8 protein-coding genes and 1 pseudogene are annotated in these 12848 nt (G+C 53.6%); 6 read left to right on the top strand and 3 right to left on the bottom strand.

The window, feature by feature from the left end:
* Nucleotides 1–74: 74 nt before the first annotated feature.
* The 3 genes from C4520_15370 (at nucleotide 75) to C4520_15360 (ending at nucleotide 4681) form a co-directional block, all read left to right on the top strand.
* Nucleotides 75–794 carry an alpha/beta fold hydrolase gene (locus tag C4520_15370; GenBank protein ID RJP17981.1) on the top strand — a complete coding sequence of 240 codons (720 nt, stop codon included), beginning with the start codon at nucleotides 75–77 and terminating at the stop codon, nucleotides 792–794.
* A gap of 391 nt (nucleotides 795–1185) precedes the next feature.
* On the top strand, nucleotides 1186–3594 hold the full coding sequence (locus tag C4520_15365; GenBank protein RJP17980.1) for a PAS domain S-box protein: 2409 nt from the start codon (nucleotides 1186–1188) through the stop codon (nucleotides 3592–3594).
* 286 nt (nucleotides 3595–3880) lie between these two features.
* Entirely contained in the window at nucleotides 3881–4681 is an 801-nt protein-coding gene (locus tag C4520_15360; GenBank protein RJP17979.1) for a hypothetical protein, read from the top strand.
* Nucleotides 4682–4759: 78 nt separating this feature from the next.
* Here C4520_15360 and tsaA read toward each other — a convergent pair whose 3' ends face one another.
* A complete protein-coding gene (gene tsaA, locus C4520_15355; protein ID RJP17984.1) occupies nucleotides 4760–5161 on the bottom strand; it encodes a tRNA (N6-threonylcarbamoyladenosine(37)-N6)-methyltransferase TrmO in 402 nt (133 codons plus the stop codon).
* A 630-nt stretch (nucleotides 5162–5791) separates the two neighbouring features.
* Between tsaA and C4520_15350 the strand changes: the two genes are divergently transcribed.
* Complete coding sequence (locus tag C4520_15350) at nucleotides 5792–8191, top strand: hypothetical protein (GenBank protein RJP17978.1); 2400 nt, start codon at nucleotides 5792–5794, stop codon at nucleotides 8189–8191.
* A gap of 87 nt (nucleotides 8192–8278) precedes the next feature.
* Here the strand turns inward: C4520_15350 and C4520_15345 are convergent.
* Nucleotides 8279–8464: pseudogene (locus C4520_15345) on the bottom strand (four helix bundle protein).
* A gap of 28 nt (nucleotides 8465–8492) precedes the next feature.
* The gene (locus C4520_15340) at nucleotides 8493–9668 is read right to left on the bottom strand and encodes a hypothetical protein (protein RJP17977.1); all 1176 of its coding nucleotides are present in this window, start codon (nucleotides 9666–9668) and stop codon (nucleotides 8493–8495) included.
* Between the two features lie 244 nt (nucleotides 9669–9912).
* On the opposite strand from C4520_15340, the gene C4520_15335 reads away from it, so the two are divergent.
* Nucleotides 9913–10515 (top strand): DUF2284 domain-containing protein, encoded by a 603-nt coding sequence (locus C4520_15335; GenBank protein ID RJP17983.1) that lies wholly within the window; start codon nucleotides 9913–9915, stop codon nucleotides 10513–10515.
* Between the two features lie 58 nt (nucleotides 10516–10573).
* Nucleotides 10574–12670: a hypothetical protein gene (locus tag C4520_15330; GenBank protein RJP17976.1), complete on the top strand. Its 2097-nt coding sequence runs from the start codon at nucleotides 10574–10576 to the stop codon at nucleotides 12668–12670.
* Nucleotides 12671–12848: the final 178 nt, after the last annotated feature.

Here is a 12848-nt window from a genome sequence, read left to right as displayed (position 1 = left end):
GGGCTTCCTCCGTGTTGAATAGTTGGGTATTTTGTACACGTGCAAATACATCTTATACCAACTTCACCACCAGGATGCCCTTTTTTTCACATTACCAGGAGTTGGTGGAAGCGCTGTCGCGTGAAACGAAGCTGCTCCTGTTCGACAATCGGGGCGCAGGCCGAAGCGACAAGCCCGACTGCGAGTACACCATGGCGATGCTTGCCGACGATGCGGCCGGATTGCTGAACTATCTCGACATTGAACATACCAATATTCTCGGCGCATCCATGGGCGGCATGATCGCGCAGGAGTTCGCGCTGAGACATCCGGCGAAAACAGACGCGGCCATTCTCTGCTGTACTTCGCCGGGAAGCCATCGGATGATTCCTCCTTCCGCGGAGGTCCTCGAAACTCTGTCCACAGTGGATGGCCTCAGTGACGAGGAAATCACTCGCAAAAATTGGCCGCTGAGCTTCACCAAAACTTTCATGGAGAACAACCGAAACTGGCTCGAAGAAAAGATGCGGCGCGAGATAGCATACAGCGCGCCCGCATTCTCATTCAAGCGGCAGATGGCGGCGGCAATGATGCACAATTCTTACAGCCGCCTGCCTGAGATAGCATGTCCGGTGCTCGTTTTGACGGGCGCCGAAGACATTTTGATCCCGCCGGAGAACTCCGACTTGCTTGCATCGCAGATTCCGAATTCAGTTCTCAAGCGTTATGCAGGCGTAGGACACGGCTTCATGACCGAAGAGCGGGATGCCGTGGTGAAAGACGTTCTGGAATTTGTCAGTGGGCATTGTTTGTGACAATTTGACATTTCCAGGTTCCAGGCTCCCACTTCCTTTTCCGCTCGTATCCCCACCTCCTTCTCACGTTGCTGACTAACAGTTCATGTTTCCATGCGAATGGTTTGTAAATTCAGTTCTCTCAGGAGACTCCCGTCCGTCGGTAAAGCAGAGACTGCCTTCTATGTTTCACCTGTCTTTATTTCTGTATCGCCGTGGACACCATGGAGGACTCCTGATTTTCGACGTGTCCTGTCAAAGGCGCTCGTGTAGCTATAACTGAAATGCCGCCTTATCCGGCAAGGGTTTGGTTTAATATTTTACTTCAATGCGACATACTATGTCAGATAAGGCAACTTGTTTACTGCAAACGGAAGAAGAGGAGGGCCCTCGCTAGCCGGAGGATACGGCAATGAAAGTTCAGGAAAAGACAGAAGAAGAATTGTCTCAAGAGCTCGAAGCTTCTTTTGCTCGTATCAGGAAACTTGAAAGTGAAATGGCGGAAATTGCGACACGTTTCCGATCTCTGTTTGAAACGATGACCGAGGGCTTTGCCCTTCATGAAATAGTATGTGACGATGAGGGCGCACCAATCGATTTTCGTTTTCTCGAAGTGAATCCTGCCTTTGAGCTTATTACCGGACTTAAGCGCAGTGAGGTGATTGGCAAGACCATGCGCGAGTTGACATACGAGTTCCCAAAGCATCTGATTGAGGTTGTCGGAAGCGTAGCTCTCACCGGACAGCCGACTCATTTTGAAAATACGTTTGAGGACAGGTCCTATGATGTTTTCGCATATAGCCCTGTTCATGGACAATTCGCAGCCATATTCAGAGATATCACTGAGCGGAAGCAGATGGAAGAGCGCTTGCAGGAGATCGAGAGGAACTACGAAGGCCTCTTTCACAACAAGAGCGCAGGAATAGCACACTGTAAAGTCGTTCTGAATGATCTGGACGAGCCGGTAAATTATGTGCATTTGGAGGTTAACGACACCTATGAGGCTGTCGTCGGGTTGAGAAAAGAAGATGTAATAGGCAAGACAGCGACCCAGGTTGTGCCTGACCTTTCAAAAGCTGTAATTGAGCGCGTTGGACGGGTAGCCTTGACCGGAAAAGATGAACGTTTCGAGGTTTATTTGCCTTCGCTGAAACGCTGGCTGGACGTTAACGCCTACAGTTCGAAAAAAGGCTATTTCACTGCGATTTTCTATAACATCACGGGCCGGAAAAAGATGGAGGAGGCATTGCGTGAGAGCGAGCGCAATCTGGCAGAAGGCCAGCGAATGGGCAGAATGGGAAGTTGGCAATGGAATGTAAACACGAGAAAGCTCACCTGGTCCGATGAATTGTTCCGCATCTATGGCATTTCGCCGGCTGTCGAGCCAACTCTTGAGGAGCTTTCCAAAATTGTTCATCCTCACGATCGTGAATCTTTTGTAGAATCCATCGCAGATCTGGATCGCACCGGCAAATCGTACAGCATCGACTTCCGTATCATAAAAGACGGTTCAAATCGGTGGATTCATTCCGAAGGGGGAGCGACCGCTTTCGATGAAACGGGCAAAGTGCTGCAACTCGCGGGTATAGTCCAGGATGTAACCGAGCGGAAGATGACGGAAGAGGCGCTTAAAGAAGCAAGAGATGAAGCCGAAAATGAGAGACATCGATTGGAAGCGGTAATGGAGGCGCTGCCGGTAGGTCTCTCCATAGTAAACGAGCACGGCCGCCTTACGCTTCATAACAGCGCCTTTAGGAATATCTGGAATGGAGCCAAGGTCGGTCCACTGCCCCCAAACTTTTCATTCGATGAATTTCACCCGTATGTTGCCTGGTGGCCGGATACGGGCAACCGTGTTCAGCCTCAGGAATGGGCGTCTGCAAGAGCGGCGCGAAAAGGAGAAACAGTCGTTGGACAAGTGATGGAGATAAGACGATTCGACGGCGCCATCGGTTTTATTATCAAGAGCGCCGCGCCCATTCGTGACACGACCGGAAAGATTATTGGCGCGGCCTGTGTAGCCCAGGATATAACCGAACTCAGAAGGATCGAGGATGAGCTGCGGGAAAACGAGGAAAAATACCGCGAGATAACAAAGAGTCTTAAGAAAACCGTGAAGGAACAGGTGGAGCAGCTCCGGCAGGTGGAGAGTCTGGCCGCCGTCGGGAGGATGGTCTCGGTTGTCGCCCATGAAATTCGTAATCCGCTCCTGAATATTCTTCTGGGCGCCGCTTCCCTTCGCAACATGATGGCGGACAATAATGAAGCGTTGGAGGTTTTGGACGAGATCAATTACGGAGCGGACTTGCTCCGCACCTCGGTAAATGATCTGTTGAATTATGCCCGCCCAATCAGACTTGAGAACGAAATGACCGGGCTTGGTGAAATCATCCAGGATGCTCTGAAGGAGATGCGATATAAGCTTGAAAATATTGATGTTGAGATAAGACTGGAAGATGAGAAAAGAACGTTATTCCTGGATAGATCGAAGATGAAGCGGGCTCTTATAAATATCATCCAAAATGCGGCGGAGGCAATGCCGGCAGGAGGAAAGCTGGAGATTGGCTCTCAGACATCAACTCAGGGGAACCTTACATTGGCTATCAGCGATACAGGGCAAGGAATGACTGCCGAGACCGTCAGAAATCTTTTCGAGCCTTTCTATACCACCAAGGCCACCGGAACAGGCCTCGGTCTCTCCATTTCGAAGAAGATCATCGAAGCCCATTCCGGGAAGATATCTATAAAAAGCCGACCAGGTAAGGGAACGACAGTGAAAATAAGCCTGCCTATCAATGGAGAAAATAAAACAGAAGCATAAGGGGAAAACGAGGGGCGCATGTACTGTTTGACAGCGGCTGACGTGACGCCCTTTGTCAATCGGGAAACGGCAACCGGAGACTGAGGTGGGGCGGTCGGTGTTCCATAATCCTTTGATGAGGCAGGCGGCAGTTGTGACGCATAGCCACGCTCGATTCGCTTCAGGAGGCGCAATTTGGTATGATACGGCTAAAGTCGTCCCATTAAAAAGAAGAAAGCGAGGATGCAGATTTGATGGCTCATCGGCTCAGAACTCCATGAGAGGCCGCGAACAAGGGGGGAGAGAAATGAAACAGTTCATCAAATTCGCACTGCTGCTGGCGGGAATCTTTCTGACCGCGGCGCCGGCGGGCGCCAAAATCAACTGGACTCCTGAAGACCTGTCGGGATACTACAAATTCGCGTTTTGGGACGGAAACACGTATGCCTTCAGGATCGTACCCGGTGAAGGAAGAACCAGGCGGATCGGACAAGAGGTTGTCAAAATGCCCACCGACTCCGTAAGGGTCTATGTCCTCGAGACGCCGAACAAAGAGCATTATTACTGGGGAAAACTAGAGGGCGGCAAGATATATTTTTCTGATGGTGAGCGCTCACCTGTGTATGCCGAGGCGATCAAGAACGGCGAAGGCGGTATTCTTATTCGAGCCCTCGATCCCAACACGGACGAGGTGAGGGAGTTCACGGTCGAACGAGCCACCAAGGAAGAGGCAGAACGAATCACCCGGGAAAACAAGGTGGGCGACCTCAACAACGCGTGCATGCAGAATCTCGAGGCGATCAACCGTGCGATCGGTCTATATATGAAGGAGCATGAGCGCATGCCGGACAGTCTCGAGGAGTTGTATCCGGATTACGTTCAGGATAAGCAGGTGTTTGTCTGTCCCGTCGGCGGGGGCGAGTTTCAGGATTTCGAGCAGGATTACAGCTACGTTCGCGGAGTTGATCCGCAGAGCGAGAATCCGCACGATGAGTGTATCATCATCGAATCAAAGGGCAACCACGTCTTCCCGTGGCGCTTCCATTACGAATTGCGTCTGGACGGGACAATACACGCGGTTGCCGATCGAGAAAGAAGCAGGCATTAGGCTCGAGCCGCTGTTGGTAAAGAAGCTGTTCAAATTTCCAATAGTTCCAGAAAACCTGTCGCTGTGGCTCCTGATCGGTTACTCGTCTCGCGACTGAACCAGAACGGGCTTGATGTCGAGGACCGGCGTGCCGTCGATTGCCTCCAGAGGATGCACTCTGATGCCGCGCTTTTTATCGATTTCGAGCACGGTGACTCTGTGCAGTCCGATGGGGTTTGGCCGGGCGGGCGAGCGTGTCGCGAAAACGCCGGTCAGCGGTCTACTGGGGTCGCCGCGCGGATGAACCTGCAGGACGTCGCGGTCGGCAAGGTGAAGCCACGTGAGGATGATGACCTCGGAATTCGGAGAAATCCCTTCGAGTGCATTGCGAAACGGCGGATAGATTTCCAGCCAGGCATCGGGAGCTCCCTCATACCCCTGGCGGGGCGCGTCCTCCAGATTTCGGAGTTCCGATCGCACAACTCCGATTGGTTCCAGCATATACGTTTCCGTCGTATTATTTGAAGACAAACTACTCACATTTTGCTTGGCGCAGTTCGCCACCGTCATCGCGATTATCATAACATACAGCCAAAACAGTTTCCCTTTCACAACGCTTGCCTTTCAGATTCGGCGTACTCCCCCGCATCCTTATATGATGGCAGAATGTGCGGAAATCATAATCCCCCAACCAGGAAAAGTCAAACAGTGAAGACTGGACGGGAATTCTTCGCGGCCTGAATCGAAACCCAGTTTGGAACACAGCCGCAACCGACCTTGCGGTCAGCGCTCATCCGAAAAGCGATACGGAAAAAGTATCTATCGCCATTGATGGCATGCGGGCGCTTCATTGTCCCTGCCGGACCGAGATCACGCTCCTGCGCCGGAATTGGAATCATTGAGAGCCCGGGGGAAGGGACTAAAGTCGAAAAGGCGTCCTCGCAACCTACTGTTAAGACATAACTTACAGCCAAAAAATAGGCTCTGTCCCCATTTTCGGTTTGACAAGTATTGACTCATGTGATATAAACTGTAGTATTAATCAAGCTAGTCGTGGTGGCCTAAAGACGAGCCCCGGAATAGATATAGATTTTTGTCTGGCAGCATAAATCTCTTTCATAGGGGGACACCATGGTTAGGAAGAAAAGTTTTCCAAGTGTTTTGTTGTTAATCGTAGTATGCCTCCTGCCCGCACTTCCACCACACGCGCAAACTCTCTCCGGCTCTGACTTGAAAAGTAAACTCCTGCAGGAGAACCTGAAGGCTGGCAATCCGCTGACGCCCGAGCAGGTTGAAAAGTTCTATCGATTCCTCATCGAACCCAAAGCCGAGACGCGGGAGCAACCGAGCATCATGGTCGGATTTTATGATTCGGCCGGCTCCGCCACGGACAGGACTATCCCTCTCGGAAACAGGACGCCCCTGATTCTCGTTCACGGCGGCGGCAGCGATATTGTGAGTGATGGCTCGCTCGGCAGGCCTCTCGACGATAAGGAACGGTGGATTCACTACCTCGATGCTTTCAATGCCGACCCGGCATTCTCCTCCCTCTATAAAGTCTACAGGTTCGTTTATGACAGCCGTTCCGGAATCGATGCGAATGCGTCGGACCTTGTCGCTGTGATTGACAGCATACAAAGTTATCCCGGCTGGGAGACCGAGACTCTTGATGGAAAACAGATCATGGTGCTTGCTCACGGCATGGGCGGACTCATTGCCCGCGCAGCGATGAACAAGCAATTCAGTATTGGAGGAGACGCGGGTCATTTCTTCGGCGACCATGTAATCAAGCTTGCCACTCTCGGGACACCGCACCGCGGCTCACCTTTGGCTGTCCCGCTCTGGGTGTATGACAGCGTGTGGAGGAATTCCGGCATAACGGGAACGGAATTCAATTTCGCATATGTCAGGCATTTTGGATTCGATCCGTATCCGGGGGAGTTCGATCTGGCCTGGGATAACTACGATGACGCCCTGCCGATACAGGATATGTACAATAACAGAAGCCTTTTCGCGGAAATGGCAGACAAGGTGGGCGGCGGGCGCGACCAGCATCTGGAGTCCATTAACTCACCATACCTTGCGGCTCTCAACAGCACCGATGCGTACATGGACCGCCTTATCCTCTATGCCGGAGAGAGTCCGCCGGAAGCTTGGGTCGACACTCTGGCTGAATTGATGACTCTTTACACGGCAGGAACGCTTACCGAGCATCACCTGCTCGGGTTTTCCGCCGCGAATCTCTCCGATATCATCGCGGGCGACATCGGAGAGGGCGATATCAAGCCGTACATCGAAAACGATGGGCTGGCGCCGCTGCAAAGTGCGACTTTTGATGGGGAGCTGATTCCTGATATTACGATATATGCTCTTTGTGATAATCTCATCCTCCTTGAGCCACAAATAATAGATGATGTCAAGACCAAGCTGAAGGATGTCGCTCCTTACTGCTTTCCAACACCAGGCATTCATACCATTTCTGCAGGCACTCGCCACAGCCTTGGGATCAAGAGAGATGGTACAGCCTGGAGTTGGGGAAACAACCTTTTAGGACAGTTGGGGGATGGAACCACAACCGACAGAAACATTCCTGGGCAAGTGACCGGCCTCACCAATGTAGTCGCAGTTTCTTCAGGAAGTTTTTTCAACCTTGCACTTAGAAGTGACGGCACTGTATGGGCATGGGGACAGAATATATATGGGCAACTTGGAGATGGAACAACGATTGAGAAGCATACCCCTGTGCAGGTAAACGTCGTCAGTAACGTAGTCGCAATTTCCGCAGGTGGTTGGCACAGCCTTGCGCTTGGAGATGACGGCACGGTCTGGGCATGGGGACGGAACAGATATGGTCAGTTGGGAGATGGAACCGGGGAAGATCGGCATACTCCAATACGAGTGAACTCACTTACCGATGTAGCAGCAATTTCTGCAGGTCTTTTTTTCAGCATGGCGCTCAAGTATGATGGCACGGTCTGGGCTACGGGATATAATGACTCCGGCCAGTTAGGGGATGGAACCAGCACCCATAGATATGCTCCTGTGCAGGTAACCGGCCTGAATAACGTAGCTGCAATTTATACAGGTGGCGGTTTCAGCCATGCGCTCAAGTGTGATGGCACGATCTGGGCCTGGGGTTCGAATTTTTATGGTCAATTGGGGGATGGAAGCACAATCGATAGATTTACCCCTGTGCCGGTGAGCGCTCTCAGCAATGTGGCCACAATTTCTGCCGGTCATTGCCACTGTTTTGCTCTTAAGAATGACGGCACGGTCTGGGCATGGGGATCGAACGAATATGGCCAATTGGCAGATGGAACCGTAATCGACAGATCAACTCCTGTGCTGCTGAGCATCGAAGACGTGTCCGAACCAGCGGGGGGAGAAAAACACAGCCTTGCGCTGAAGAATGACGGCACACTCTGGGCCTGGGGAGGGAATACTTACGGCCAATTGGGCAACGGAACTACGATCGGGACCGGATTTCCCGTCGAGGTCGTCGACTTTGATGTGATAGAGGAAATACCTTGACAGACTCTGGGTCTTTCTGTCGACCACCGAAGATAGGTTTCAGGTCGGCAGTTTGATTGGTTCTCTCTTCATCAATCCCATGCACCATCCTTCGGCGATGTTCTGCACGCCGCTTCGCGCAGCTTGGACCATCTGATCATGAGTCCGGCTGCTTTTGTCAATATAGCGGTCACAAAAGCGCGCCGTCACGTCATAGACCAACTGCGCGATTTGAAAACTCTTCAGCTTTCGATAACCACCATGCTTCAGAATCAGCGGTTCATGCTCAGTCATACGACAATTCTATCCGGTGTAACATCTCCTATTGTTTCACGAAAGACCACACCTGGTCGCTGCTGATGACAGTCAGAGGCGTCTGGGAAAGATCGGCGCCGCGAACGCGCCAGTATATTGTTCTTCCTGCCGGAATTTTGTTCCAGACCGCGGCCGGCATGAGCCAGCTTGTACCGGCAATCAACTGATGCATATCCTCGTATGTCGACCAATACGTGCTGAAGTCGGCCGAGAGGCTGCCGTCGACAGCGAACACATTGTCCACTCCGCCATCGGCGGTCCATGCGAATTCAGGCGGCGACGATATGGCGCTCCCGTCCGCCGGTGACGACAATTGAATGCCGGTGAGCGGTGGCGGTTCGAGGTAGAAAAGGGTCGCCCCGAAGATGCCCCAGGGCTGGCCGACACCTATTCTTTCGAAGGCAAACCAGTGGATCGACCTGTCCCAGGTATTCAGACACGCATACATCTGAGTTCCGCCAAACTCGCCGTAGCCGACGGCGGTCACAAAATGATCCGTGGAACCGTCTCCGCCGGTGTCAACGAGCAGGATGACCGGCTGGCCAGCATCTATTTCCTCGCAGAACCGGGCCCAGGTGAAAAGGTCCAAAACCAGGTTTTCCATGTGAGCGGTATATTGCGGACCGGCCAGAGCGATGTATCCGGCGAGCGCGTCATCGACGTGCGAGAACCAGCTCCAGCCGTAATAATTGCTCGAAGCGCTCTGAGAGGTCTTCATGAAATCGGCGACGCTGTCGTGTGGATGCTCATCGCCGGCGGGCGGTTCGGACAGATCCGGCAGCAGCGGACCGGGCGCCGAATCCAGAGGCAGGCAATAGTCGCTGTAATTTCCCGAGCTCGAGATCATGGCATCGACTGCCGCCGTCTGCGTTGAGGCGTCTCCTTCAACCAGCTCATCGAATCCCTGGCCATCCCAATATCCAACGACCATTCCGGCGGCGGTCGGGCCGCAGCCGTTGGTCCACAGGTATGCCGGGACATCGGGTATCACGACTTCATAATCGAGGGCAGCCGGCGCGAATCCGGGAAAAGTCCCTTCAGGAGGCACAGGGCCGGTGGTGCTCTGGGCATCCGGCGACAACTCTTGAAGAAGGACTTCGTCCGCAATCGAAACTGCAAAGGGGAGCACTAGAAGGACAAAGGTAATCGTCAAACAATGAAATGATTTTTTCGCGCGGCTCATAAGAAGCCTCCTTTTCCGATGGAATGATGACCGTTCAGAGGAAAATCTTGGAGTACTGGTAAATATAATACGGAAGGGTTATCCTGTCAATAAAACAATGCAGCATTTCCGAAAAAAAATGACGGCTCATTCAGGCGGCGGAAAAATCCGCCTGTATCTCTCTGAATTCGGTTTGACCGGTTCTTTTGTTCGTGATAAACTGGCGAGGCGTCACCCACTGGAGCAATGCAAAAAGGAGAGGCATATGGCGAAGCGGAAAGAGATAATAGTGCCGAAGCGGAAAAGCGCCGCTCCGGTGTCGAAGCGTGCCGGCGTTGTCACTGCCGCGCCGCGGAAAAACGCGATTGCGGCGAAACTCGAGCGATATCGCGAGCGCGCGCTCGAACTCGGGGCGCTCGATGCAAAGGCGATCTTGACGAAAACTGTGGTTACAGCGCCCTGGGTGCGGATGCGCTGCCAATACGGCTGCGCCGGATACGGCCGCAGGCTGTCGTGCCCGCCGTTTTCTCCGACGCCCGAGCAGACGCGCCAGATTGTCGATTCCTATAAATGGGCGATTCTCATGAAGGGCCCGCTCTGGCAAGTGAACCCCATCATGCTCGCGCTCGAGCGCGAGATATTCCTCGACGGCAACTACAAGGCGTGGTCGCTCGGCGAGGGCCCCTGCCACAAGTGCGATGCGTGCGCGCTGAAAGCCGGCTGTCGTTTTCCTCAGCAACTGCGCCCATCGATGGAGGCTTCCGGCATAGACGTCTTCCAGACGGTCGCGAACAACGGCTACAAGCTGGAAGTGGTAAAGGATTACGATTGTCCGGCGCAGTATTTCGGATTGGTCCTGGTGGAATAGAGAAAAATTCAAGCCGCGCGTTGTCCGACGAGACTGAGAAAAGAGGGGGGCTATTCTCATGAAACGTATCCTGCTTTCCACGCCGGTCACTCCATATCCGATCCAGCCCTGGCACGACACTCCGACCGATATCGTTCGCCAGCGCTTCATGAAGGGACAGGGCATTTTTACCAATGAAGGGCATATGCACCTTGTCGGCTCCTTCATCATAGCTCAAAATGTATCCGCCCCGTGCGTTGTGCTCGACCATCCCACGATGGAGAACTGGATCGAGGAAGTGAAAAAAGGGTACGACTATGTGGGCATTTCAGCGCTCACGCCGAACCTGGAGAGCGTTATGGAGATGTGCCGCATGGTGAGGACGCATTCTCCGAAGAGCGAAATCATTCTGGGGAGCTTTGTTGCGCAGAGCGTGGGGGCGTACTATCCGGAGGAGGAATGGAAGAAGCTCGTGGATCACGTCGTTCTCGGCGACGGAGTCATGTGGTTTCGCCGGCTGCTGGGCGATGATGTGGGCGCCCCCGTTCGCCAGCATTTTTTGCCCCGGTGCGCGTTCGGCTCTCCGCCGTGGCTGGACCGATGGCCGGAAGGAAATTTTGCGGCTCTGATTGCGGCGGTGGGATGCGACCGCGGCTGCGACTTCTGTACGACCACCACTCACTTCGGCGGCAAACGCCACGTGCTGGTGACGCCCGAGCAGGTGAAGAACGAGATCAAGATGTGGCAGGAGTACAAACCCGGCACGCGCTTCATCATCTATGAGGAAGACCAGGACAAGGAATTCATTCTCGAGGTGGGCCGATTGCTGCGCGAGGACCCAGCGCTCGATTTCTCGCAGTTCAGCATCACGATTTTGACCAGCATCAACACGCTCTCGAAATACCGGGACCTGGACGATCTGGCGCATTGCAACGTGGGCAACATCTTCATCGGGCTCGAATCGAAATTCGCGCCGGACCAAGGATACGGAAAACGGGTGGGCGATGCCAAGGAGATTTTTCACGAACTCTACAAGCGCGGCATCAGCGCGACCGTCGGGTGGATGGCCGGTTTCGATTTTCACACGCGCGAGACGCTCGAGGAAGATTTTCAGTACTTCCTGGAGTGCGAGCCGACCACGGCCCAGCTCACCCGGGTCACCCCCTATCCGGGCACGCCCCTGTACAATCGCCTGAAAGAGGAGGGCCGAATCAAGCCGTTCAAGTGGGAGGACGTGAGCTTTTACGGCGGCGGCATGATGCACAAGCATCTGTACGAACACGAGATCCTCGAATACATCCGCAAAGGTGACGAGCGTCTGCTGCACACGTGGGGGACGAGCATGCTCCGTATGTTCAAGGTCCAGTTCAATGGATATGAACGATACAAGGAATACGAGGACAAGCATTTCCAGCAAAGGGCCGAGCGACACCGGCAGATCGCCTATCAGAGCTACGCGATGCTTGCCGCAATGGAGCGGTTCGCTCCGAACGGCCGCGTGAGGAAGATGATCAAGGAAGCCGAGCAGCGGTGGAAGCAGCATTTCGGCGAGCCTTCGACGTTCCTCAAGGTACAGTCCAGATACACCGAACTGAAGGCCGGCTGGGCGACACTGAAGGAGATCGTTGATCCGGCAAACCGTCACATCAAGATTCCGCCTGCCAAGCGGTATCATTTCTTCGGCAAAGACATCAAGGACGACGGCAGCCTGCCCTACCGGAAAGAGTATCTGAACGAGGACCCGCTGTACATCAGGGACATGAATTTGCAGGCTGCGGAACAGTCGCTGCTGGGCGTCTGGCATGCGGTCGCGCAGGTGCTCGATTATCCCGACTCCAACCTGCACAATGTCGCAAAGGAGCTGCGCCGGGACGCTTCCTCGATGTTGGCTGACCTCGCTACCCAATTACGGAAGCCGAAACTGAATAGCGCCGAAGCCCTGGCCAAGCTGAAGGAAGGCATCGTCGAGTTGGCCGCAAAGGCGATTGCCGCAGGGGAAGACCCGCAAAATGAAATCGACTTCAATGTCCAGCAAGCAAAAGAAAACGTCGCGCTGTTACTGGAATACTACGCCAGGCGCCTGCAGGGAGGCGACGGGCTGAAGAAACTGCTCACGCATCCGCCGGCGAGAGATTTCGCCAAGGCCACACTCGACGCGGTGGCCGCCATCACCTGATTGAAACGGCGCCAGATGATTCTTCGCGTTCGCTGCAGGACTTCTTTTTCCGGCGGCTCATTCGATAAAAAATTGAATTGAAGATTGAAACATGCTATCTGCCGGGATGGCAGACACAACAAGCTTTTATGCCGATAATCTTTTGGAGGGGAGCATTTTTGCGTCCATATCGCTACGG

It is taken from the genome of Candidatus Abyssobacteria bacterium SURF_5, assembly GCA_003598085.1.
Lineage (GTDB): Bacteria > Abyssobacteria > SURF-5 > SURF-5 > SURF-5 > SURF-5.
Note: the sequence above shows the minus strand (reverse complement) of the source record. Positions and strands in the feature narration are given on the sequence as shown.

Bases quoted from the DNA above. Each gene is read 5' to 3' on its own strand.
- C4520_15340 (RJP17977.1), bottom strand. From the start codon at position 9,668: ATGAGCCGCGCGAAAAAATCATTTCATTGTTTGACGATTACCTTTGTC.
- C4520_15365 (RJP17980.1), top strand. From the start codon at position 1,186: ATGAAAGTTCAGGAAAAGACAGAAGAAGAATTGTCTCAAGAGCTCGAA.
- C4520_15330 (RJP17976.1), top strand. From the start codon at position 10,574: ATGAAACGTATCCTGCTTTCCACGCCGGTCACTCCATATCCGATCCAG.
- C4520_15350 (RJP17978.1), top strand. From the start codon at position 5,792: ATGGTTAGGAAGAAAAGTTTTCCAAGTGTTTTGTTGTTAATCGTAGTA.
- C4520_15335 (RJP17983.1), top strand. From the start codon at position 9,913: ATGGCGAAGCGGAAAGAGATAATAGTGCCGAAGCGGAAAAGCGCCGCT.
- tsaA (RJP17984.1), bottom strand. From the start codon at position 5,161: ATGCTGGAACCAATCGGAGTTGTGCGATCGGAACTCCGAAATCTGGAG.
- C4520_15360 (RJP17979.1), top strand. From the start codon at position 3,881: ATGAAACAGTTCATCAAATTCGCACTGCTGCTGGCGGGAATCTTTCTG.
- C4520_15370 (RJP17981.1), top strand. From the start codon at position 75: ATGCCCTTTTTTTCACATTACCAGGAGTTGGTGGAAGCGCTGTCGCGT.